Below are 22130 nucleotides of genomic sequence, written 5' to 3'. Positions count from 1 at the left end.
CACGCGCGCGCGAACTCCGCGAACCACGGGGCCCATGCCGGTGAAGCGTCCCCCTGGGGTCAGCGACCGTTGAAGGCGTCCCTGAGGCGGGAGAAGAAGCCCTGCTGCCCGGGGGCGAACTTGCCGGGCGGGCGCTCCTCTCCGCGCAGCTTGGACAGCTCCTTGAGGAGCTCCTCCTGGGCCGGGTCGAGGCGCGTGGGCGTCTCCACGTTCACGTGGATCAGCAGGTCGCCGCGGCCGGTCTCGTTGAGCCGCTGGATGCCGCGCCCGTACAGCGGGAGGACGTGACCGGCCTGGGTGCCCGGCCGCACGTCGATCTCCTCGGCGCCGTCGAGCGTCTCCACGGTCAGGATCGTGCCGAGCGCCGCCGCCGTCATCGGGATCTGCACCGTGCAGTGCAGGTCGTCGCCACGTCGCTCGAAGATCTCGTGAGGCCGCTCGACGATCTCCAGGAACAGGTCTCCGGGCGGGCCGCCGCCGGGGCCGACCTCGCCCTCTCCGGCGAGCTGGATGTGGGTGCCGTCCTCGACGCCGGCCGGGATGCGCACCTTGATCGTGCGGCGGGTGCGAACCCGCCCGTCGCCGGAGCACTCCTGGCAGGGATGCTGGATGATCGAGCCGAACCCGCCGCACTGCGGACAGGGGCGGGCGGTCATGACCTGGCCGAGGAACGACCGGGTGACCTGGGAGATCTCGCCGCGGCCATGGCACATGTCGCAGGTGTCGGGGTGGGTGCCGGACGCGGCGCCCGACCCCTGGCAGACCTCGCAGAGCACGGCGGTGTCGACCACCAGCTCGCGCGTGGTGCCGAACGCGGACTCCGCCAGGTCGAGCTCTACGCGGATCGTCGCGTTGCGCCCGCGCCTCGCCCGGGACCGGGGCCCGCGAGACCCGCCGCCGCCGCCGAAGAAGGCGTCCATGATGTCGCTGAACGGGAAGCCCGCGCCGAAACCGGCCGCGCCGGCTCCCGGCCCGCCGCCACCGCCGCCGAAGGGATCGGCTCCGAGATCGAACATCTGGCGCTTGTTCGGGTCCGACAGGACCTCGTACGCCTGGTTGATCTCCTTGAAGCGCTCCTGCGTCTCGGGATCGGGGTTGATGTCGGGATGAAGCTCGCGCGCGAGGCGGCGATACGCCTTCTTGATCTCATCCTGGCCGGCGTCACGGCGGACCCCGAGGATGCCGTAATAGTCGCGGGCCACCTAGGACCCCGCCAGGATCTGGCCGACATAGCGTGCCACTGCGCGCACCGCTCCCATAGTCACCGGGTAGTCCATTCGCGTCGGGCCCAGCACTCCGAGCCGAGCCAGTTCATTGTCGCCCGAACCGTATCCGGCGGCGACGATCGAGGTGCCGTGTAGCCCGGAGTAAGGATTCTCCGAGCCGATCCGCACGGTGAGCGCGGCCGAGTCGCTCGCCTCGCCGAGCAGCCGCATGAGCACGACCTGCTCCTCCAGCGCCTCCAGGACCTCGCGCAGGCCGACGCTGAAGTCGCCGGCGAGGTTGGCGGCCCCGGCGAAGACGATCTTCTCGTCATGCCGGTCGACCAGGGTCTCCAGGAGAACGGACAGGATCGTGGTCGCCACCGGCCGGTCCTCCTCGGGAAGCCGGTCGTGCAGATCGGCCACCGTCTCGGGCACCCGGTTGAGGCGGCATCCGTCGAGGCAGGCGTTGAGCACCGCCCGCAGATGCGCGATCCGGTCGTCCTCCACCACATCGGGAAGGTCGACGACTCGCTGCTCGACCCGCCCGGTGTTGGTGATCAGCACCAGCATGATCCGCCGCTCGGCCAGCGGCACGAGCTCGACGTGCCGGACCGTGGAACGGATCAGCGATGGATACTGCACCACGGCGACCTGCCGAGTCAACTGCGCGAGCAGCCGCACCGTGCGGGTGACGACGTCGTCGAGGTCGACGGCGCCCGCGAGGAAGGTCTCGATCGCCCGGCGCTCGGCGCCGGACAGCGGCTTGATCTGGGACAGCCGGTCGACGAACAACCGGTAACCCTTGTCGGTGGGCACGCGGCCCGCGCTGGTGTGGGGCTGCGTGATGTAACCCTGCTCCTCGAGCACGGCCATGTCGTTGCGCACGGTGGCCGGAGAGACGCCCAAATTGTGCCGCTCCGCGAGCGCTTTCGACCCGACCGGCTCGTTGGTGGACACGTAGTCCTCGACAACGGCGCGCAGAACTGCGAGCTTACGCTCATCGAGCAACGTGCTCACCTCCCTGCCCTGCGTTCGTGCCTGCATAAACGGCTGGTCTGGCACTCTGTGTTCCCGAGTGCCAAGTGTACGGCTCCGGCCGACAGGGTGCGATAACCCATCCTCAGGACCTCACCCGGTCAGCGACAAGTCGCTTGCTATCGGGCGGCAAGTCGGCCCGCCCAGACTCGGGCTTCATGAGTGAGAACGCCCCTCGGCTGAACGACGCGACCACCAGGCTCCCGCGTCCCAACTCCCCTGGCGAGCATGCTTCCCTGGCAGGCCCGCCGCCCGGAGCGTGATCTTTGCTAGCGTGCCCAGTTATGCGGGACTACGGACGGGACGTTCTGGCCGGAGACTGGCGGAGGCCGCTACGCGGGAAGATCCCGCAGGTCGCCGCCGAGCCCGACCTCGTGGTGGAGGACGCGGAAGGCGGCTTCTGCGGGGCGGTGGTGGCCTGTGACAAGGAGGCCGTCACGCTGGAGGACCGGTTCGGGCGGCGACGGGTGTTCCCGCTCGCGCCCGCCGCGTTCCTCCTCGACGGCAAGCCGGTGACGCTCGTGCGCCCGGCTCCGGCCACGGCCAAGGGCCCGGCGCGCAGCGCGTCCGGCTCGATCGCCGTGGGCGGGCTGCGGGCGCGCGTCGCGCGGGAGAGCCGCATCTACGTCGAGGGCGTGCACGACGCGTCCCTGGTGGAGAAGATCTGGGGCCACGACCTGCGCGTGGAGGGTGTCGTCGTCGAGTACCTCGAAGGCGTCGACGACCTCCCGGCGATCGTGGAGGAGTTCGGGCCCGGTCCGGGGCGGCGCCTCGGGGTACTGGTCGACCACCTGGTGCCCGGGTCGAAGGAGAGCCGTATCGCTGCCCAGGTGTCCTCGCCGGGGGTGCTCGTCGTCGGGCACCCGTTCGTGGACATCTGGCAGGCGGTCAAGCCCTCCGCCGTGGGCATCCCGGCCTGGCCGGCGGTCCCGCGCGGGGTGCCGTGGAAGGAGGGCGTGATCGACGCCCTCGGCTGGCGGCTGGAGCCTGCGGACGCCTGGCGGCGCATCCTCGGCTCCGTCCACACGTTCACCGACCTGGAGCCGGAGCTTCTCGGCCGCGTCGAGGAACTGATCGACTTCGTGACCACCGAGGAGCAAGCATGAGCGAGACCCCGCAGGACCGCCTCCCCGACGACTTACCCAGCGACCGGGACCCCGAGCACGGCCGGCCCGGCTACGGGCAGCCGGAGTACGGGCAACCCGGCCAGGGGCAGCCGCCGTACGAGTCGTCTGGGTACGGGCAGCCAGGGTACGGGCAATCCGCTTACGGGCAGCCCGGTCATGGGCAACCCGGGTACGGGCAACCCGGGTACGGGCAGACGGGGTACGGGCAGGTGCCCTATGGGGCGCAGCCGCATGTGCCGGGCCGGTATGGGCCGCGCCCGGGGACCGACGACACGACGCTGTCGATGCTGGCCCACCTGCTCGGCCTGCTCACCTCGTTCATGGGCCCGCTGATCTTGTATCTGGTCAAGAAAGACGAGTCCCCCTACGTCCGCGACCAGTCGGCCGAGGCGCTCAACTTCCAGCTCACGCTGTTCATCGCCTACGCGGTGTGCTTCGTACTGGCCTTCTTCATCATCGGCATCCTGCTGATGCTGGTGGTGTGGGTCGGCTCGCTGATCTTCATGATCATGGCGGCCGTGGCGGCGAACCGTGGGGAGAACTACCGCTACCCGATGAACATCCGCTTCGTCAGCTGAAGCGGCTGAGAGCCGCACGCCCGCCGGGATCCCGGCGGGCCACGTCGGCGCGGGGCCACGTGAGGCCAGGTCGCCCTGAGCCCTGGGCGCTGGGGCAGGTGGCCCGTGGATCAGGTCAGGTCACGCACCAGGGCGTCCGCCAGCAACCGTCCCTTCAGCGTCAGCACGGCGAGGCCCCTTCTGAAGGGCTCCGGCTCCAGCAGCCCGTCTCCGAGGGCCCGGGCTACGGCCGTACGGGCGTCCACGCCGATCTCGGCGAGCGGGAACCCCGAGTCGAGCCGCAGCTCCAGCATCAGCCGCTCCACGTGCCGGTCGCTCTCGGAGACCACCTCGCGCGCGTGGGCGGGCGAGGAGCGGGTGGCAAGGCGCGACGCGTAGGCCGCCGGATGCTTGACGTTCCACCAGCGGGTGCCGCCCACGTGGCCGTGCGCGCCCGGGCCGACGCCCCACCAGTCGCCGCCGGTCCAGTAGAGCAGGTTGTGGCGGCACCGGGCCTCCTTTGAGGTGGCCCAGTTGGACACCTCGTACCAGGAGAACCCGGCCTCCGACAGCATCGTGTCGGCGATGACGTACCGGTCGGCGGCCACGTCGTCGTCGGGCATGGGCAGCTCGCCCCTGCGGATCCGCGCGGCCAGCCGGGTGCCCTCCTCGACGATCAGCGAGTAGGCCGAGACGTGGTCGGGACCCGCCTCGATCGCCGCCGCCAGCGAGGCCCGCCAGTCGTCGTCGCTCTCCCCCGGCGTGCTGTAGATCAGGTCCAGGTTGACGTGCTCGAAGCCCGCGTCGTGGGCCTCTCGTACGGCCTGCGCCGGACGGCCGGAGGTGTGCCGCCGGTCGAGGACGGCCAGCACGTGCTCCTTCGCGCTCTGCATGCCGAAGCTGACGCGGTTGAACCCGCCGGCCCGCAGCCCTTCGAGGTAGGCGGGATCGACCGACTCGGGGTTGGCCTCGGTGGTGACCTCGGCGCCCGCCGCCAGCCCGAACTCCTCGTCCACGGCCCGCAGGATCCGCACCAGGTCGCCGGCGGGCAGCAGGGTCGGCGTGCCCCCGCCGAAGAACACGGTCTCCACCGGCAGCTCCACATCCCCGAGCACCCTGCGCGCCAGCCGTACCTCCTCGATCGCCGTGCCGGCGTAGTCGGCGCGGGACGCGCCAGGGCCCAGCTCGGTGGCGGTGTAGGTGTTGAAGTCGCAGTAGCCGCAGCGGGTCACGCAGAACGGCACATGGACGTAGAAGCCGAACGGCCGCGCGCCGAGGCCCTCGTGGGCGCTCGCGGGCAGCTCACCCGACGCGGGAACGGCATCGCCGTCGAGAAGTACGGAAGGCACGCTCCCAGTCTGCCGCTCCGGGACCCGTGCCCCGGACGGGCCGCCCTCAGGCGGCCACGCGGCTACTTCTTGGCCTTGTCGCCGGCGGGGGCCTCCGTGGAGAGCGCGGCGACGAAGGCCTCCTGCGGCACCTCGACCCGGCCCACCATCTTCATGCGCTTCTTGCCTTCCTTCTGCTTCTCCAGCAGCTTGCGCTTACGGCTGATGTCACCGCCGTAGCACTTGGCGAGCACGTCCTTGCGGATGGCGCGGATGTTCTCGCGGGCGATCACCCGGGCGCCGATGGCGGCCTGGATCGGCACCTCGAACTGCTGCCGGGGAATGAGGTCCTTGAGCTTCTTGGCCATCTCGACGCCGTACGCGTAGGCCTTCTCGCGGTGGACGATCGCGCTGAAGGCGTCGACGGCCTCGCCCTGGAGCAGGATGTCGACCTTGACGAGGTCGGCGTCCTGCTCGCCCGAGGGCTCGTAGTCGAGCGAGGCGTACCCCCGCGTGCGTGACTTCAGCTGGTCGAAGAAGTCGAAGATGATCTCGCCGAGCGGCAGCGTGTAGCGGATCTCCACGCGGTCCTCGGAGAGGTACTCCATGCCGAGCAGCGCGCCGCGGCGGGACTGGCAGAGCTCCATGATCGCGCCGATGTGGTCGGACGGGGAGAGCAGCGTCGCCTTCACCACCGGCTCGTGGATCTCGGCGATCTTGCCGGCCGGGAACTCCGACGGGTTGGTGACGACGAGCTCCTTGCCGTCCTCCATGACCACCCGGTAGATGACGTTCGGCGCGGTGGAGATCAGCGAGAGGTTGAACTCGCGCTCCAGCCGCTCGCGCACGATCTCCATGTGGAGCAGCCCGAGGAAGCCGCAGCGGAAGCCGAACCCGAGGGCGGCGGAGGTCTCGGGCTCGTAGACCAGGGCCGCGTCGTTCAGGCGCAGCTTGTCGAGGGCCTCGCGCAGCTCGGGATAGTCGTCGCCGTCGATCGGATAGAGGCCGGAGTACACCATCGGCCGGGGGTGGTCGTACCCGCCGAGCGGCTCGGCCGCGGGATGTGCGGCCGAGGTCACCGTGTCGCCGACCCGCGCCTGCCGGACGTCCTTCACGCCGGTGATGAGGTAGCCCACCTCGCCCACGCCCAGCGACACCGACGGCACCGGCTCCGGCGAGATGACGCCGATCTCCAGGGTCTCGTGGGTGCCGCCGGTGGACATCATGACCGTGCGCTCGCGCTTGGAGAGCTGCCCGTCGATCACTCGGACATAGGTGACGACGCCGCGGTAGGTGTCGTACACGGAGTCGAAGATCAGCGCCCGCGCGGGGGCGTCGGCGTCGCCGACGGGGGCGGGGACGTGCTGGACGACGTGGTCGAGCAGCTCCTTGACGCCCTCTCCGGTCTTGCCGGACACCCGCAGCACGTCGGACGGGTCGCACCCGATGAGTCCGGCGAGCTCCTGGGCGTACTTGTCGGGCTGCGCGGCGGGCAGGTCGATCTTGTTGAGCACCGGGATGATGTGCAGGTCGGCGCTCATGGCCAGGTAGAGGTTGGCCAGCGTCTGCGCCTCGATGCCCTGCGCCGCGTCCACCAGGAGCACGGCCCCCTCGCACGCCTCGAGCGACCGGGACACCTCGTAGGTGAAGTCGACGTGGCCCGGCGTGTCGATCATGTTGAGAACGTGGCCGTCCCACGGCAGGCGGACCGCCTGCGACTTGATGGTGATGCCGCGCTCGCGCTCGATGTCCATGCGGTCGAGATACTGCGCGCGCATCTGCCGGGCGTCGACCACACCGGTGAGCTGGAGCATCCGGTCGGCGAGCGTGGACTTGCCGTGGTCGATGTGCGCGATGATGCAGAAATTGCGGATCAGCGCGGGGTCGGTCTGGCCAGGGTGGATGCGCACCGGGGTCCGTTCGGCAGGATTGACGACGATCAGAAGGCTGGCAGGGCAGCCGCTAACCATGGTGGCACGCCCGGATGGTCACCCGGACAGCGTCACCTGGACAGCAGATCGGCGCGGCGTCGCGCCCGCACACCGCCCGGACGAGGAGTTTCGCCTCGCCGCGCCGGCGTGCCGGTGCCGCGCTCAGGGTCCAGTTTACCGGCACCAAGACCACCAAGCTCGCCGCTGCGCTAACATAAGGGTGCAGGGGTGTGCCGTGGCCTCCGATTTGAGCGTGGTCCTGGCATGTTGGTATCCTGTTCAACTGCGTGTGGCGCGCCCTCTCTGCCCGCGCGCCCCATCCATCGACTTTCACCGAGGCTTCTTCGTGGCGAACATCAAGTCCCAGATCAAGCGCAACCGGCAGAACGAAAAGGCCCGGCTGCGTAACAAGGCCGTCAAGTCGTCCCTGAAGACGGCGGTTCGCAAGTTCCGCGAGGCCGCCGAGCAGGGCAACGTGGATGAGGCGGCCGTCCTCATGCGCGCCGCCTCGCGCCAGCTCGACAAGGCTGTCAGCAAGGGCGTCATCCACAAGAACCAGGCGGCGAACCGCAAGTCGGCGATCGCCAAGCGCGTCGCCGGCCTGGAGCCCGCCAAGTAGGCTCAGGCTTTCCCACAACGCCGTGTCCCTCGCGGACGCGGCGTTTTGGCATGCCCTGGGCCCGTGCGTGATCCCCGCTCGCGTCCGGCGATCCGCCCTGGTGCCGGGCCCTCACCGCCCGGGGCACGAGCGATCCGGATATGTCACGATTTCAATATCACATGGCAATTTCCGCCGCATATCGGATGTATCACCCCTGATGCCCGCACTCTTTTGCCAGCCGGAACGATAACTAAGGTGTGCGAAACGAGCACGGGGCAGCGGAAGGCGGGCCATGCGGGGGCGGACACCTTTGGTGCTGCGGCGTGCGTTCAGCGAGCCACTGCTGCTCTTCGCCGCCTTCGGCTCCATCCTTCTCGCCACCACGACACTGGTGGCGCTCACCATGTACGCCTCCACGGTCGCCGACGTCGGCGTGCGGCGCGCCATGGAGACGGCCTCGCTGCGGACCACCGCGACGACGATCACCTCCCCCGTACAGCAGGGCACCTTCGCCGGCATCGACAAGGCCGTGCGCGCCCGGCTCGGTGCTCTGGGCGGGGACGAGGGCGACGCGCCCGTACCCCACGAACTCACCCTCAGCGCCCGCTCGGACTCGTACGCGCTCCCCGGCCAGGACAAGCTCAACCACCCCGAGCTCACCCGGTTCGGGACCTACGAGGGGCTTGAGCGGCAGGCACGGCTGGTTGAAGGCGCGTGGCCGAAGCCCGCGCCGCAGGGCGCCATCGAGGTCGCCCTCTCGCAGCCCGCCGCGCAGGCGATGAAGCTGGCCGCCGGCGACGAGTTCAGTCTCGTGGGACGCCTCGACCACAAGACCGTACGCGCGAAGCTCACGGGCGTCTTCCAGCTCGCCGACCCCTACGCCGACCGCTGGAACAGCGAGGAACTGCTGCGCAGGGGCATGGAGCGCGGCGGCTACACCACCTACGGCCCGCTGATGGTGCCGCGCGACACCTTCCTCGCGCGGTTCACCTCCACGACCGTCACGGTCACCTGGACCGCCGCGCCCGACCTGCGGAACCTCACCCAGCAGCGGCTGCGGCCGTTCGCGACCTCGGTGGCGGCCCTCGGCGACTCCCTCAAGCGCGAATGCCCCTCGTGCGACACCTTCAGCCGCCTGCCCGAGATGCTGACCCAGCTCGACCAGGCGGCGCTGGTCGCGCGGTCGACCATGCTCGTGCCGGTCCTGCAACTGCTGCTGCTCGCGGCGTACGCGCTCATCCTGACGGCGCGGCTGCTGGTCGACCACCGGCGCATGGAGGTGGCGCTGCTGCGGTCGCGGGGGGCGGGCAGCGTGTGGCTGGCCCTGCTGTCGGGTGCGGAGGCCCTGCTGGTCGCCGTACCCTGCGCGGTCATCGCGCCTTTCCTGGCCCCGCGGCTGCTCGGCCTGATCAACGCGATCCCGTGGATCCAGGCGGCCGGGGTCCGCATCGTCCCCGAGCCGGGGATCAGCACCTTCGCCGTGTCCGGCGGCGTGGCGCTGGCCTCCGCCGTACTGCTCGCGCTGCCCGCCCTGCGCGGCGCCCGCCGTACGTACGTGGAGGAGCAGGCCGCACGCGGCCGGGGGGACGCGCAGGGCGTGCTGCAACGGGCAGGTGGTGATCTGGCGCTGCTCGTGGTGGCGGCGCTGGCGATCTGGCAGCTCCAGCACTACGGCGCCCCGGTCACCGCCACCACGGCGGGCGACCTCGGCATCGACCCGCTGATCGTGACCGGTCCCGCGCTGGCGCTGCTCTGCGGCGGCATGCTCGGCCTGCGGCTGGTGCCCCGGGTCTCGCGGATCGCCGAGCGGTTCACCTCCCGCCGTCCGGGGCTCGCGCCCGCGCTCGGCGCCTGGCAGGTGAGCAGGCGCCCGCTGCGCTACTCCGGACCGGCCCTGCTGCTCACCATGGCGGTGGCGATCGGTGTGGTCTCCATCGCCACCGCCGCCACCTGGCGCACGTCGCAGGTGGATCAGGCACGGCACCAGGCGGGCGCCGACCTGCGCGTGTCCGGTCTGGCGGAGTCCGGCGAGCTGGGCCGGCTCGGCGGAGGGGCCGTGTACGCGGCGCTGCCGGGGATCACCGCGATCAGCCCCGTCTACCGTGGCTCGGCCTCCTTCTCGGGCGGCACGGGAACACTGCTGGCCGCCGACGCGACCAAGCTGGGCCCGATGATGCTGTTCCGGCCCGACCTGACCACCCATCCGGTGAGCACGCTGGCCTCGCGCCTCCTCGCGGGAAGGCCCGAGGCTCCCGTCGTCCCGCTGCCCGGCACGCCGAAGGGCCTCGTGCTGGACGTACGGCTCCGCCTCGACGCGCCCGCCGCCGCGCCGCGGGACTCCGACCTCGACCTGTCGATGGTCGTGTCCGACGCCCTCGGAACGCAGCGCCAGGTCCCCCTTCCGCCCTTGATCACCGACGGGGAGCCCCACCGGGTGTCGCTGGACCTCTCCGCGCTCGCCGGGCGGTCAGGAAAGCTGAGCTACCCGCTCGGGATCCGCGGGTTCGCGCTGCGGGTCCCGATCACCACCGAGAGCACCGGCTTCGCGCTGTCGGTGGAGGCGGCCAGGACCGACACCGGCGCCGGCATCACGCTGCCGGGGAGCCTGCGGTGGGGCCACGGCGTGCGGGGTGCCGGGTACCTCTCCGGGGAGGAGGCCGGGCCCGGTGCCGGGCTGTTCACCATGACCGTGCCCCGGCCGAAGGAGGTCGTCCCCGGCGAGATGGCCGACCCCGAGTACATCGCCCTGGTCGTCGCCCCCCAGGGAGTCCAAAACTCCGACCTGTTCCTTCCGATGAGCGGGGGCACACTCGGCAAGGCGGTGATCTTCCGGCCGCTCCCGGTGGTGATCACCTCCGACATCGCGGCACGCGAGAAGCTGGCGGAGGGCAAGGACGGGACGCTCACCCTGGACGGCCAGCCGACCGAGGTCAGCGTCGCGGGGATCGTCCAGGCCGTTCCTGGAACCCCGGCCGGGACGCCGGCCGTCCTCGCCGACCTGCCGAGCCTGCTCAGCCGTGACGTCGCCACCGCCCGTGACGCGCACGCCTCCGGGGAGTGGTGGATGTCCGCCCGCGACGGCGACCCATCGGCGGCGGTGGCCACGCTGACCCGCCACCCGGAGTGGGACCAGACCGTGACGGACATCGGCTCGCTGACCCGCCGGTTGCGCGACGACCCCCTCGCCAGCGGCCTGCAGGGGGCGCTCATCCTCGGCTTCGCCGCCGCGCTGGTCTTCGCGATCCTCGGCTTCCTGGTGAACGCCGCCGTGGCCGCGCGGGAGCGGGTCGCCGAGTTCGCGATCCTGCGTGCCCTCGGGGTCAGCTTCCGCCAGATCTTCGGCCTGCTTGCCGTGGAGCAGGCGTTCCTCATCGGGCTCTCGCTGGTGGGCGGCACGCTGCTGGCCGTCGGGGTCGCCGCGCTGGTCGTCCCGCATATCGTGCTCACCGGCCAGGCGGCCCTGGTCACCCCGGCCGTGCTGCTCGACATCCCCTGGCCGGCGACGCTCGCGCTGCTGGTCGCGGTCGCGGCGCTGCTGTTCTCGATCGTCGCGGGCCTCGCCCGCTCACTGCGGCGACAAGGTCTCGGCCGCGCCCTGCGCATCGGGGAGGACCGATGAACCCCCTGCTCCTGCTCAGGGTCCACCGGGGCGCGGCGGCCGTGCTCGCGCTGCTGGCGCTGAGCGCGTCGCTGCTGGTCGCCGGGCTGCCCCGCGGCTTCGAGGCCACCTACGACGACGCCCTGCACGGCATCCTCGACGACACCAGCGCCAACCTCACGGACCTGGTCGTCGCGCTGCGGCCGAGGATGGCCGACCAGGACATCCCCGGCGAGGAGGCGTTCCGGACCAAGGACCGCAAGTGGCGGACCAACCTGCCGCCGATCCTGACCTCCGTGCTGGACACCCATCCGGGCAACGACAGCCACTTCGCCGCCAAGACGTTCGGAACCCCGGTGGCGGGACGCGTCGGCCCCGGCGACCGGCCGTTGCAGTACGTCGACGTGGCCTGGCTGTCCGGGGCCGAGAAGCGGATCCGGTACGTGGAGGGAGGCCCGCCCGGACCACCGGGCGTCGTCGCGCGGGTGCCCGGCTTTCCGGCCCTGCGTGACGTCAAGCGGTTCGACATCGCGCTCGTCAAGAGCGCCGCCGACATGATGGGCATCCCCGTCGGTACCACGCTGGTGCTCGGCAACAGCCACACCGCGCTCGGGCGCGTCACCGGGGTGTTCGAGCCCGTCGCCCCTTCCGACCGGTTCTGGGAGCACAATCTCGACACGATCAAGGTGACCGTCCGGCGCACCCCCTCGGACATGGACGAGCTCCACATCACCGCGCTCACCGACGAGAACACCCTCACCCAGCTCAGCGGTGCGGACCGCGACCTGAACTACAGCTGGGTCGTCGCGGTCGACTCCAAGGCCCTCACGGCACGCAACGCGACCTCCGTGGTCACCGGCGTGGCGGAGTTCCGGCGCTTCCTCAACAGCGAGAACGGCAAATCGGTCACCACGTTGGGGCAGGTCGCCGGGTTCGCACCGTTCGAGCTGGACACGGCCCTCCCCGACATCCTGACCGACTACCTGAAACGGCTCGCCACCGCCCAGGCGCTGCTGTTCCTCGCCCTGTGCGGGCTCGCCGTCGTGGCCGTCGGCGTGATCGCGCTGGCCGTGCGGCTGCTGACCGAGCGCATGGGCACGGCCCTCTCGCTGGCCCGCGCGCGTGGCGCGTCGGTCGGGCAGGTCGTCCGCGCGGGCGCGGGCACCGTCGCCCTGGCCGCCGTTCCCGCCGTCCTGGCCGGCTACGGGCTGTCGTACCTGCTGCCGGGGCCCATAACGCCCATCGTCCACATCGGCCCGCTGCTCATCGCGGCGGTGACGACGGCGTTCGCGGCGGGTCGCGTCGCCCTCGCCCATCGCAGCCCGCTCCAGGACCACCGCGACGACGTGGTGGCCCGCCGCCCGTCCCCCCGCAGGACGATGCTGGAGCTCCTGGTGATCGTTCTCGCGCTGGGCGGGGCGTACCTGCTGCGTTCGCGCGGTCTCACCACCGGGGTCGACGCCCAGGGCGCCGATCCGTTCCTCATGCTCGTGCCCGCCGCGCTCACCGTGGCCGCCGCGCTGATCACCCTGCGCTGCTACCCGTACCCGCTGCGCCTGGTCGTCCGGCTCGCGGCCAGGGCGCGCCCCGCCGTCCCCTTCGTCGGCCTCACCCTGGCGGCCCGCGCCAAGTCGGTCACCGCGCTGCCCGTGCTGATCCTGCTGCCCGCGCTGGCCGTCTCGGTGTACGGGGCCGTCGTCGGGGCGACGCTGGACACCACGCAGCGGCTCGCCGCCTGGCGGGCCACCGGGGCCGACGCGCGCGTGCTCCGCGAGGCCGAGCTGCCCTCGGACGTCATCGAGAAGATCCGCCGCGTGCCCGGCGTCCGGTCGATCGTGCGGGCGGACAGGGGCTTGGCGCAGGTCGGGTACGGCGGCAGGACCGCGACCGTGCTCGCCGTCGACCTCGACGCCTACCGGCGCATCCTGTCCCACTCCCCTCTCAGCGCGCCGCGTCCGGCGCCGGAGATGGCCGCTCCGGCCATCCCGGCCCTCGTCTCCCCCGACCTGGCGAACCTGGACACCTTCACGATCGGCTGGCACGTCCGCATGAACCTCACGAAGAGGGGTGTGATCACTGGCGGGCTCCCGGGCCTGAGCTACACGGAGAAGAACCTGATCGTGGTGCCGTACGACGCGTCCAAACGGGCCGGCGCGCGGACGTACACCAACACGCTGCTCATCCAGGGCGACGACATCGACGGGGCCGAGCTGAGGGCGGCGGCGGGGAACAAGCCCGACATCCTGGTGGAGACCTTCGGGGAGTCCCTCCGCCGGGTGACCGATTCGCCGCTCAGCAACACGATCAAGAGCAGTTTCCTGGTCGCGACGATCGCCCTGGCCGTGTACGCGCTGCTGGCGGTGCTCATCGCCCTGGTCGTCGGCGCCGCCGAGCGGTCGCGGGCACTGTCCTACCTGCGCACCCTCGGCCTTTCCGAGCGTCAGGCGGCCGGCCTGACCGTACTGGAGATCGCCCCGCTGATCGTGATGACGGCGTGCGCGGGGCTGGTGCTCGGGCTCACCCTGCCCGCGGCGCTCGGCCCCGGCCTCGACCTGAGCGCCTACGCCGGCGACATCGCCGTGCGGACGTACGCGCTCAGCCTCACCACCCCGGTCCTGCTGGCCGCCGGGCTCGCCGCCGTGGCGCTGGCCGGCGCGTTCCTCCATGCCGTGATCGGCCGCGGCCGGTCCCTCGGCTCCATCCTGCGAGTGGGTGAATGAGTTGGACACACCGACCGAGCTGGAAACACCGACCCTGTCCGAGCTGGAGGCACAGGCCTCCCACGTGCGGCCCGCCTTCGGCGAGCACGCGCACATCCTCTGCGACAACCTGGTGCGCATCTACAAGACCGAGGGCGTCGAGGTTGTGGCGCTCCAGGGCCTGGACCTGCTCATCGAGAAGGGCGAGTTGATCGCCATCGTGGGCGCGTCGGGCTCGGGCAAGTCGACGCTGCTGAACGTGCTCTCCGGTCTCGACATCCCGACCGCCGGCGTCGCGCGCGTGGCCGGGACGGACCTGCTGTCCATGACGGCCAAGGACCGGCTGCGCTACCGCCGCGAGGTCGTCGGGTTCATCTGGCAGCAGACCGCCCGCAACCTGCTGCCCTACCTCACCGCCAGGGAGAACGTGCGGCTGCCGATGCGCCTGGCGGGCACGCGCGCCCCCGTGGCACGCGCCGGCGAACTGCTGGAACTGCTGGGGGTCGCCTACTGCGCCGACCGCAGGCCCGACCAGATGTCCGGCGGCGAGCAGCAGCGGGTGGCCATCGCCGTCGCCCTGGCCAACTCTCCCGAGGTCATCCTCGCCGACGAGCCGACCGGCGAGCTGGATACCGAGAACTCCGAGCAGGTCTTCGCCGCGCTGCGCCAGGCCAACCGGGAGCTCGGCGTCACGGCCGTGGTCGTGACGCACGACGCGCTGGTGTCGGAGCAGGTCGACCGCACGGTGGGCATCCGTGACGGGCGCACGAGCAGCGAGACGCTGCGCCGCGCGTCCGCGGAGGGCGAGATCATCGCCGAGGAGTACGCGGTGCTCGACCGCGTGGGGCGGCTCCAGCTGCCCAGGGACTTCACCAACGCGCTCGACATGGAACGCCGGGTACGGCTGGAGCTCGAACGCGACCACATCGGAGTATGGCCGGACAAGCCCCGCCCGGAGGACCCCCAGTGACCACCCCACCCAGCCCCGGCCACTCCGCTGCCCCTGTTCCCACTGGGCGTCAGGCGGCCCCCGGGCATGATCCGCTGGTCGTCGTCGAGGGGCTCCGCAAGGTCTATCGGACCGGGCCCAAGGAGGTCGTCGCCCTCCACGACATCTCCTTCGAGGCGTACCCGGGCGAGCTGATCGCCATCCGAGGGCGCTCAGGCTCGGGGAAGACGACGCTGCTCAACCTGGTCGGAGGCCTGGACAGCCCGGACAGCGGGAACGTGGTCGTGGCCGGACACCCCGTAACCGAACTGCCCGAGGCAGGTCTCCTCGGGCTGCGGCGCGACGTGATCGGGTTCATCTTCCAGTCGTTCGGGCTCATCCCGGTGCTGTCGGCGGCGGAGAACGTCGGCGTGCCGCTGCGCCTCTCCCGCACGCCCGTCGCCGAACGCGAGGAGCGCATCCGCATGCTCCTGTCGATGGTCGGGCTGGAAAAGCACATCAACCAGCGGCCCTACGAGCTCTCCGGCGGCCAGCAGCAACGTGTGGCGGTCGCCCGCGCACTCGCCAACCGGCCCCGGTTGCTGATCGCCGACGAGCCGACCGGACAGCTCGACTCGCAGACCGGACGGCAGATCATGCGGCTCCTGCGCGCCGTCGTCCAGAGCGAGGGCGTCACCGCCCTGGTCGCCACCCACGACCCCAGCCTGATAACCCTCGCGGACCGCGTGCTCGAACTCCACGACGGCGCCTTCGTCACCCCGACCTCCCCCCCCAAAACCCCCACCCCAGCCTGACCACAGGTAGGCCTCGGTCCAGCGGCCCCTGCGGCTGGTGACGCATCGTTACGGTCCAGCGGCCCATACGGCCGCTGATGCGTGGTTACGGCTTCAACGGCCGGTGCGGCTGGTGACGATGACCTGCACCGTGCGCTCCAGAGCGTAGGCAGGGTCGGTGCCGCCACCCTTGACCTGCTCGTCGGCGACCGCGACGGCCTGCATGGCGCGGGCGATGCCTTCCGGCCCCCAGCCGCTGAGCTGGCGCTTCACCCGGTCGATCTTCCACGGGGGCATGCCGACATGGCTCGCGAGCTGCCCACCACGCAGGTTGCGCGGAGCGCTGCCCACCTTCGCCAGTGACCGCACCCCTCCCGCCAGCGCGCTCACGATCAGCACCGGGGCCACTCCGGTCGCCAGCGCCCACCGAAGCTGTTCGAGCGCTTCCCCCAGCTTCCCCTCGACCGCCTTGTCGGCGACGGTGAACCCGCTGACCTCAGCCCGGCCCCGGTGGTAACGGGCGACCGCGGTCTCGTCTATGGCCTTCCCCGGAGTGTCGAACGCGAGCTGGCCGCACGCGGCGGCCAGCTCCCGAAGGTCGTTGCCGACGGCCTCCAGGAGAGCCTGGGCGGCCCCGGCGCTGATCGAGCGGCCGGCGTTCCGCATCTCGGCCTTGATGAAGTCGAGGCGCTCGCCCGCCTTGGTCAGTTTGGTGACCGTGATGACGGCGGCGCCGGCCTTCTTGACGCCGTCGACCAGCGCCTTGCCCTTCACACCGCCCGGGTGCACGAGAACGACCACGGCATCCTCGGACGGCGTCTTGGTGTAGGCCACCAGCTCGGCGATGACGTCCTTGCCGAGATCCTGCGCGGACCGGAACACCACGATGGCACGGTCACCGAAAAGGGACGGCGACGTCAGACGGGTCAGCTCGCCGGGCTCGACCTTGCCGCCGACCAGATCATGCACCTGGGCACTCGGGTCACCGGCACGCGCCGCCGCGATCACGGAGCTCACCGCCCGGTCGGCGAGCAACTCCTCGTCGCCGACCACAAGGGTTACCAGGGCTGGATCCGTCGCCATGCGAGCAGCATGCCACGTCAGGGCAGCGGCGTAGAACCGGAGCCCCCGCTCTCCGCGGACCCGCCGGGTCCACCTGTGGCGGGTCCCACCGGCCGGCGAGGCAACTACCAGGTAAAACGCTGTAACCTGGAGTTGCCCTTCGAATAACGTCCCGTGGTGCGGCTCTGGAGTCGGAGCACAGTGCTGTGCGAGTCACGGCGCCGGTCTCCCGCCCTTTTCCACCCGGAAGACCTCAGGTGCCCGTGTTCGGGGGCAGGCGGGTGGAGCCCTTCATCAAGGGACGGGCGTATCGAAGCTGAGGCCGGACGGCCGTATCGAAGCTGAGGCCGGACGGCGTTCAACGGCACCACGGATGCCGTCACCAGTCGCCACATTCGAACACTGGGCGCCCCCTCGAACCGTAGGTCAGGCTCTGGGAACAGACAGGCCCTGCCCGTACGGCGCGAGCCGGCAGCCGGTATTCGCATCAGGCAAGACCCCGGAGTCGGTGTCACGAGCCTTGGCAAGTGCCGGACGGGCGCCCACGCTGTGGTGATCCAGGGCATCGATATCCGGGCCCACCCCACCACAGGATTTCGCTGACGTACCAGTGGTAACAGTGCAAGCCATTGGCAATCCAACTGCAGGTATCCTCGGCCAGTCTGGAAGCAACGACCAGCAAAAGAGGAGGTGAAACCGCTATGAAGACCAACCCGAACCGCCACGACTGCCCTCGCTGCGGAGCGATGCTCGACGACGGTCCCATCCTCTATCGCTGCGCCGCATGCCGTCGCTCGATCTACGCCGCGGACCTCGACACCGAGTTCCGCGCCAAGCGCACGAACGCCTGAGGCTGAGCGACCCCGGCTCCTCACGCCGACCAATCGGCGCAGGACCTGTGCGACACCCCGAAGTCGAAGCACCCCCGGCGACCGTACGCCATAGCACCCGGCGACCGCCCACATTCGAACACCCCATCGCGGACGGCGTCGGCGTCCCACACCGTCGTGCGCAGCAGCCGCTGCATCGCCTGCGGATCGCAGTGGCCAGCCCGCTCCGCGAGGGACCAGCAGGTCTTGCGCTCGACCCCCGACAGCAGCCCTGCCACGAACTGGCCGGCCGTCGCACGCGGCTCGGCCCGTGCGAACCGGTCAGCGATACGCGTTACCGCCTCGTCCAGGATGACTCGCCACCCAGCGGGGTCTACGCTGTGGCCCACGGCCACCGCACGATCTTCGGTTGTCCTCACAAACCATCGATGATCAATGCGGTGGCCGTCTGCATGCCCACGCCACGCCCGACGCCGAAGCCAAGTGACGGTGGAGTGCTAACCCAGACTCAGGTTGTGCTCCTCAAGCGCGCTCTGGATGATCTCGAGCGCTTTCGGGCCCATGCCATGTAGCTTGGCCAGCTCAGTACGCGGCACCCCGGCAAGCTCAATAAGAGCCGTGTAACCAGCGTTGTTCAAGGCCCGCGTCGCTGGCGCACCGATCTTCGGCAGGGTGCCGAGGGAAGAGTCCACGCTCCTCATAATGTCGGGTCCGGTCCACAACTGCACCGTCATCCCGTATCTCACCGCGATCTGCCCCAGCCACGCCCAACGCCGAAGCCAAGTGACGTTGGAGTACTAAGACCGACGCGAAGACCAAGTTCTAGGGCCGCCAACGCCCGCACCTCGCCAGCGTATTTCAGGAGCCAGCTGTTTTGGGGGTGTCCCAGAACGCGATTCTCGATGAGCCAGGAAACGTGTGGGGCGGGAGGGCTGCAGCGGCCTAGAGTGGCCATGTGACCGATCTGTGGACCCCCTTTGGCAAAGGGGGCGCCGCATTTTTGACCTGCGGGAACGCTGTCGAGCCGCAGAAAATGCGCCCTCGGCCCGGCAGCCGGGGAAATCCGATCCCGTCGCGACGGCTCCTGGCCGAGGCCTCTGCCACGGCGTCGAGGGGCACGGGCATGGTCGTCAGCAGGGGTATGCAGGGACCCGGAGGCAATCCGCGGTGGGCCATTTTCCGTGGTCCGCGATTTTCTCCGGCTGTCTGGACGGGATCCGGGGCGGCCTACGCGACGCTGGCGCCCGAATTCTTGCTACGGCCGAGCAGGCAATTCGAACCAACCCGCGCTCTCACGCAATCTCGAACGCACAACCCGTAACCTGTGCTTGAGCCAGCAGGCTTCTGACCAGGGTTCCCATGAGTTGTTTGGTCAGACCGCGCGGCTACTCACGCTGGCAGGTGAGTGACTGTCCGGGGAAGACGTCGCAATTAAAGACGTCAGACGGTGTGCCGTTCTGTGACGACGAAGGTCGTTCCGGCCAGCGCCGCTCCGACGGGAGTCGCGGCCCACGCAGCGAGTTGCTCCGCGCTGCAGTCCAGTAGATCAGCGATCTCCAAAACCGTGGGTGGCGCCGAGCGGGCGCAGCTCAGCATCGTGTGCCCTGTCGAGCTACTACATTCCTCCTCCTCTGGATCATCCGGTTCCCAGTGGCCTATCTCGACGCGCCAGGCACCATCATCATCGTCACCGGGCTGTGGTGCATCTACCGTCAGGTAGTACCCAGTCGAGCGGTCCGGCTCGGCGAAGATCTCGAAGTCGGCCATCTCCAGCCTGGCGTGACCGCCACGGTGCTGCGCATATGCGGTGACCAGCAATCGCAGATCGGCGACCGCCTTCTCGCGCTGCTCGGTGGTGATCCCCTTCTCATGACCGTCCAAGGACTCGCGAGCCTCACGGCTCAGCGCGTCCATCCCACCGTCGAAGGCCACGAACGGGGACCCGAAGTCCCAGTGTCGCGGGTTGTCCGTCTCTGGTGGTGAAACCGCCTCCGAGAACTCGGCCAGCGCATCGCGCAGCTCACGTGCTTCTGTTTCCAGTTCCGCCTCTATCGCCGTCCGGACGGGCGCGGGGACTGCTGCCATGATGTCGTCCAGATCCGTCAGTGCCTGGTGGAGCAGCAGATTGACATGCTCGTACCACAAGCTGTGCGCACCGTTTAGCAGGTCGGCACGGGCACTTCGGTCGGTCAATGACGCGAGATGCTTCTGCGGGTAGCGGTCGAAGAAGTCGTCACGCGAGTCAATGACGCTGAAGTGCACGGGACTACAGGCTGGCCACAAGAGCAAATCCGTAATGATGTACGTGTTTTCCGCGATGGGCCCGGTTCGGCAATACCGATACGATACGGCTCTTTATTTTGACCTAAAATTGTAGCTGAATGTATCAGGAAAGAAGCTCTCCGTCCCGCCGCATTTTGGCTGATTTACAGGTCAAGCATTGAAATCACATCTGAGGTCTACTAGCTTCGACCTTGCCCAATGTCGACCCGGCAAGTCAGAGACCCGTTAGGACAGTTGTGTAGGTCAGCCTCAGAGATGGACTCAGGGTTCGTCAGGCATGCCAGTGAGGAGTTGCTTTTCCACGTAAATCCCGGCGACTTATCGATATCTGACCTGTAAGAGCCAATGTCTCTTGTAGAGGAGCACGATGGCAACCCATCGCTTCCTGCCAACACGCATGTACGCGCTGGTCGCTCTACTAGCCGTACTCACGACGAGTTTCGTGTCAATCTCGGCCGAACCTGGACACGCCGACACCGTGCAATTTCCCTACTCAGGAATGACGGCCAAATCCGTCGTCAGCGGCGTCGTCGCAAGCAATGGTGCCCCCGTATACGCCGCCGACATCATCGCGGTTGCTCATCCGACAGGGGACGCCCTGGATGCTCTTCCCCTGGACACCGAAGTACCGACGCTGCTGGTCGGAGCCACGAGCAGCAATGCCGAGGGACGCTTCTCCGTCAACGTCGACCCGGCAGCACTGCCAAGCCAGTACGTCGACGAGAAAAGAAGAGTTCAGATAGAGCTTGTGGTAGCCGACGGCACGAAGGAAGTACGGTGGGACACCACCGCCGTGCCGGCAGGGCATCCGGTTCCGATCGGCGGTGGCGAGGAACTATGCGGCGTCGATGTCACCAATGGCTGTGACCTCGGGGAACCCGTGTACGTGGTTCCGGGGGCGGCTGGTGCCCCATCCATCAACGTGGTCGTTGCCACCGCGGGAGGCGAGGCAGTCACGCCTCTGTGGTCGACCGCAAAAACAGACGCCATCGGGGCTTCGGTTCCCCAGCAGCTTGTCATCGATCTGGGCGATCAACCCAAGGTCTACGATGCGAACGACAATCCCTCCACCTGGATGACTGCTCCTGCCGGCGAGGAAGTCCAACCCGTCCCCGAAGGTCAGGAACCTGCTCCAGTAGCGACGGAACCAGCGCCATCCGGGCCAGTCAGCGCAGCAGTCGCAGCCGCGCTTCGGGAAGCATCGACGGCTCCGCGCTCGACGGACTTCTCCTTCGTCGACCAAGCCGTTCAGGCCGGCACCATAACGGCAGGACAGATGTCGGCTGGACAGATCGCAGCAGCCGCCAAGCGGGTACCCTGTGGCTGGTTCCTGAGACAACATTTCTACGGGCGCGAAGAGCAATACATGGGGGTACACACCTGGTCAGGCGGCATGGGGACAGTAACCCAATCGACCGGATCCGATCACACACTGAGCGTTGGCGCCAAGGCTGCCAAAGAGAAAAAATACTCGGTGAGCGGCAGTATCACCCTGTCCCTCAAGAGAGGGCAGGAGGACGAGATCTCGCGGGTGAATGAGGCCTGGGTGATCGGTACCGTCAACTACGCCCGATTCGAGAACATCTGCGGGCAGGGACAGCGCATCAAGCCCACCAGCATGGGCGACCCCATCAAGACATTCAAACGAGCGTTACATCCGACGTTCAACCGCGCCTGCATTGATCGCTTCGCTGGTAGCCGGACCACCATGACGCAATCCAGGAACGCAACGGTCGCCGCCGCAGTCGAGGTGGGAGGCTTCAGTGAGCCTATTTCAGCGGGCTTCCCGGAGTTGTAGGACGAGGATTGCTTTGACGATCTGACCTGCGCGAAGTGGGCAGCAGCGGAGCTTTCGCAGGATGCGCCAGGCCTTCAACTGGGCATTCGCGCGTTCGCCAGGGCCACGGAGCTTGGCATGAGCGCGGTTGGCGCTCTTCTGTGAGGCCGGCTTGTTCTTGCCCTTGTACGGCACCAGCACCCGCTCACCAGCGCCGACGTACGCCTTGTCCGCCAGTGCGATCACTTCCGCGGCGTGCAGGCGGCGCAGGACGCCCCAGATCCGGGCCGCCCGCAGATCGTGTACCGAGCCGGGAACCGAGCCCGAGGTCCACAGCGGCGTGCCATCCGGGGCGGCGATGACCTGGATGTTCAT

At 69.4% G+C, this 22130-nt stretch carries 18 protein-coding genes; 9 read left to right on the top strand and 9 right to left on the bottom strand.

Features of this window, described 5'->3' with window-relative positions; genetic code table 11:
- Positions 1–59: 59 nt before the first annotated feature.
- Together dnaJ and hrcA are read right to left on the bottom strand one after the other, a co-directional pair.
- Complete coding sequence (gene dnaJ, locus AB0O34_RS20750; RefSeq protein ID WP_363917573.1) at positions 60–1202, bottom strand: molecular chaperone DnaJ; 1143 nt, start codon at positions 1200–1202, stop codon at positions 60–62.
- Positions 1203–2213 (bottom strand): heat-inducible transcriptional repressor HrcA, encoded by a 1011-nt coding sequence (gene hrcA, locus AB0O34_RS20745; RefSeq protein ID WP_363917571.1) that lies wholly within the window; start codon positions 2211–2213, stop codon positions 1203–1205. It lies immediately after the preceding gene.
- A 311-nt stretch (positions 2214–2524) separates the two neighbouring features.
- Between hrcA and AB0O34_RS20740 the strand changes: the two genes are divergently transcribed.
- Together AB0O34_RS20740 and AB0O34_RS20735 are read left to right on the top strand one after the other, a co-directional pair.
- Positions 2525–3346, top strand: a complete 822-nt coding sequence (locus AB0O34_RS20740) for a DUF3097 domain-containing protein (RefSeq protein WP_363917569.1) — start codon at positions 2525–2527, stop codon at positions 3344–3346.
- Positions 3343–3945, top strand: coding sequence for a DUF4870 domain-containing protein (locus tag AB0O34_RS20735; protein WP_363917567.1), 603 nt, complete (start codon positions 3343–3345; stop codon positions 3943–3945). The genes AB0O34_RS20740 and AB0O34_RS20735 overlap by 4 nt, the downstream gene beginning before the upstream one ends.
- Positions 3946–4055: 110 nt before the next feature.
- Here the strand turns inward: AB0O34_RS20735 and hemW are convergent, their stop codons facing one another.
- Both hemW and lepA read right to left on the bottom strand, forming a co-directional pair.
- Positions 4056–5273, bottom strand: a complete 1218-nt coding sequence (gene hemW, locus AB0O34_RS20730; RefSeq protein WP_363917565.1) for a radical SAM family heme chaperone HemW — start codon at positions 5271–5273, stop codon at positions 4056–4058.
- Between the two features lie 62 nt (positions 5274–5335).
- Positions 5336–7162, bottom strand: coding sequence for a translation elongation factor 4 (gene lepA, locus AB0O34_RS20725; RefSeq protein ID WP_363917563.1), 1827 nt, complete (start codon positions 7160–7162; stop codon positions 5336–5338).
- A gap of 367 nt (positions 7163–7529) precedes the next feature.
- Here lepA and rpsT point away from each other — a divergent pair, with 367 nt between their 5' ends.
- From rpsT to AB0O34_RS20700, 5 genes are all read left to right on the top strand, one after another.
- Complete coding sequence (rpsT, locus tag AB0O34_RS20720) at positions 7530–7802, top strand: 30S ribosomal protein S20 (protein WP_363917561.1); 273 nt, start codon at positions 7530–7532, stop codon at positions 7800–7802.
- Positions 7803–8097: 295 nt separating this feature from the next.
- The gene (locus AB0O34_RS20715; protein ID WP_363917559.1) at positions 8098–11403 is read left to right on the top strand and encodes an ABC transporter permease; all 3306 of its coding nucleotides are present in this window, start codon (positions 8098–8100) and stop codon (positions 11401–11403) included.
- Positions 11400–14102, top strand: coding sequence for a hypothetical protein (locus AB0O34_RS20710; RefSeq protein ID WP_363917557.1), 2703 nt, complete (start codon positions 11400–11402; stop codon positions 14100–14102). Before AB0O34_RS20715 ends, AB0O34_RS20710 begins: the two co-directional genes overlap by 4 nt.
- Before the next feature lies 1 nt (position 14103).
- The gene (locus tag AB0O34_RS20705; protein ID WP_363917555.1) at positions 14104–15051 is read left to right on the top strand and encodes an ABC transporter ATP-binding protein; all 948 of its coding nucleotides are present in this window, start codon (positions 14104–14106) and stop codon (positions 15049–15051) included.
- Positions 15048–15824, top strand: coding sequence for an ABC transporter ATP-binding protein (locus tag AB0O34_RS20700; RefSeq protein ID WP_363917553.1), 777 nt, complete (start codon positions 15048–15050; stop codon positions 15822–15824). The genes AB0O34_RS20705 and AB0O34_RS20700 overlap by 4 nt, the downstream gene beginning before the upstream one ends.
- Positions 15825–15917: 93 nt before the next feature.
- Here AB0O34_RS20700 and holA read toward each other — a convergent pair whose 3' ends face one another.
- Complete coding sequence (gene holA / locus AB0O34_RS20695; protein WP_363917551.1) at positions 15918–16886, bottom strand: DNA polymerase III subunit delta; 969 nt, start codon at positions 16884–16886, stop codon at positions 15918–15920.
- Positions 16887–17566: 680 nt separating this feature from the next.
- Between holA and AB0O34_RS20690 the strand changes: the two genes are divergently transcribed.
- Positions 17567–17716, top strand: a complete 150-nt coding sequence (locus AB0O34_RS20690; RefSeq protein WP_363917549.1) for a hypothetical protein — start codon at positions 17567–17569, stop codon at positions 17714–17716.
- Positions 17717–17736: 20 nt separating this feature from the next.
- Here the strand turns inward: AB0O34_RS20690 and AB0O34_RS20685 are convergent, their stop codons facing one another.
- The 3 genes from AB0O34_RS20685 to AB0O34_RS20675 form a co-directional block, all read right to left on the bottom strand.
- The gene (locus AB0O34_RS20685) at positions 17737–18084 is read right to left on the bottom strand and encodes a transposase (RefSeq protein WP_363917547.1); all 348 of its coding nucleotides are present in this window, start codon (positions 18082–18084) and stop codon (positions 17737–17739) included.
- A gap of 108 nt (positions 18085–18192) precedes the next feature.
- On the bottom strand, positions 18193–18429 hold the full coding sequence (locus AB0O34_RS20680; protein WP_363917545.1) for a helix-hairpin-helix domain-containing protein: 237 nt from the start codon (positions 18427–18429) through the stop codon (positions 18193–18195).
- Positions 18430–19135: 706 nt separating this feature from the next.
- The gene (locus AB0O34_RS20675; RefSeq protein ID WP_363917543.1) at positions 19136–19957 is read right to left on the bottom strand and encodes a hypothetical protein; all 822 of its coding nucleotides are present in this window, start codon (positions 19955–19957) and stop codon (positions 19136–19138) included.
- A 388-nt stretch (positions 19958–20345) separates the two neighbouring features.
- Between AB0O34_RS20675 and AB0O34_RS20670 the strand changes: the two genes are divergently transcribed.
- A complete protein-coding gene (locus AB0O34_RS20670) occupies positions 20346–21776 on the top strand; it encodes a hypothetical protein (RefSeq protein WP_363917541.1) in 1431 nt (476 codons plus the stop codon).
- On the opposite strand, the gene AB0O34_RS20665 is transcribed toward AB0O34_RS20670, so the two are convergent.
- On the bottom strand, positions 21753–22130 hold a 378-nt coding region (locus tag AB0O34_RS20665; protein ID WP_363917539.1), incomplete at its 5' end, for a transposase family protein. The two genes, AB0O34_RS20670 and AB0O34_RS20665, sit on opposite strands and share 24 nt — an antisense overlap.

Source organism: Sphaerisporangium sp. NPDC088356 (assembly GCF_040685555.1).
In the GTDB taxonomy this organism is placed as follows: domain Bacteria; phylum Actinomycetota; class Actinomycetes; order Streptosporangiales; family Streptosporangiaceae; genus Sphaerisporangium.
The sequence above is the reverse complement of the archived record's forward strand: the minus strand, read 5'-3'. Positions and strand labels throughout refer to the sequence as shown.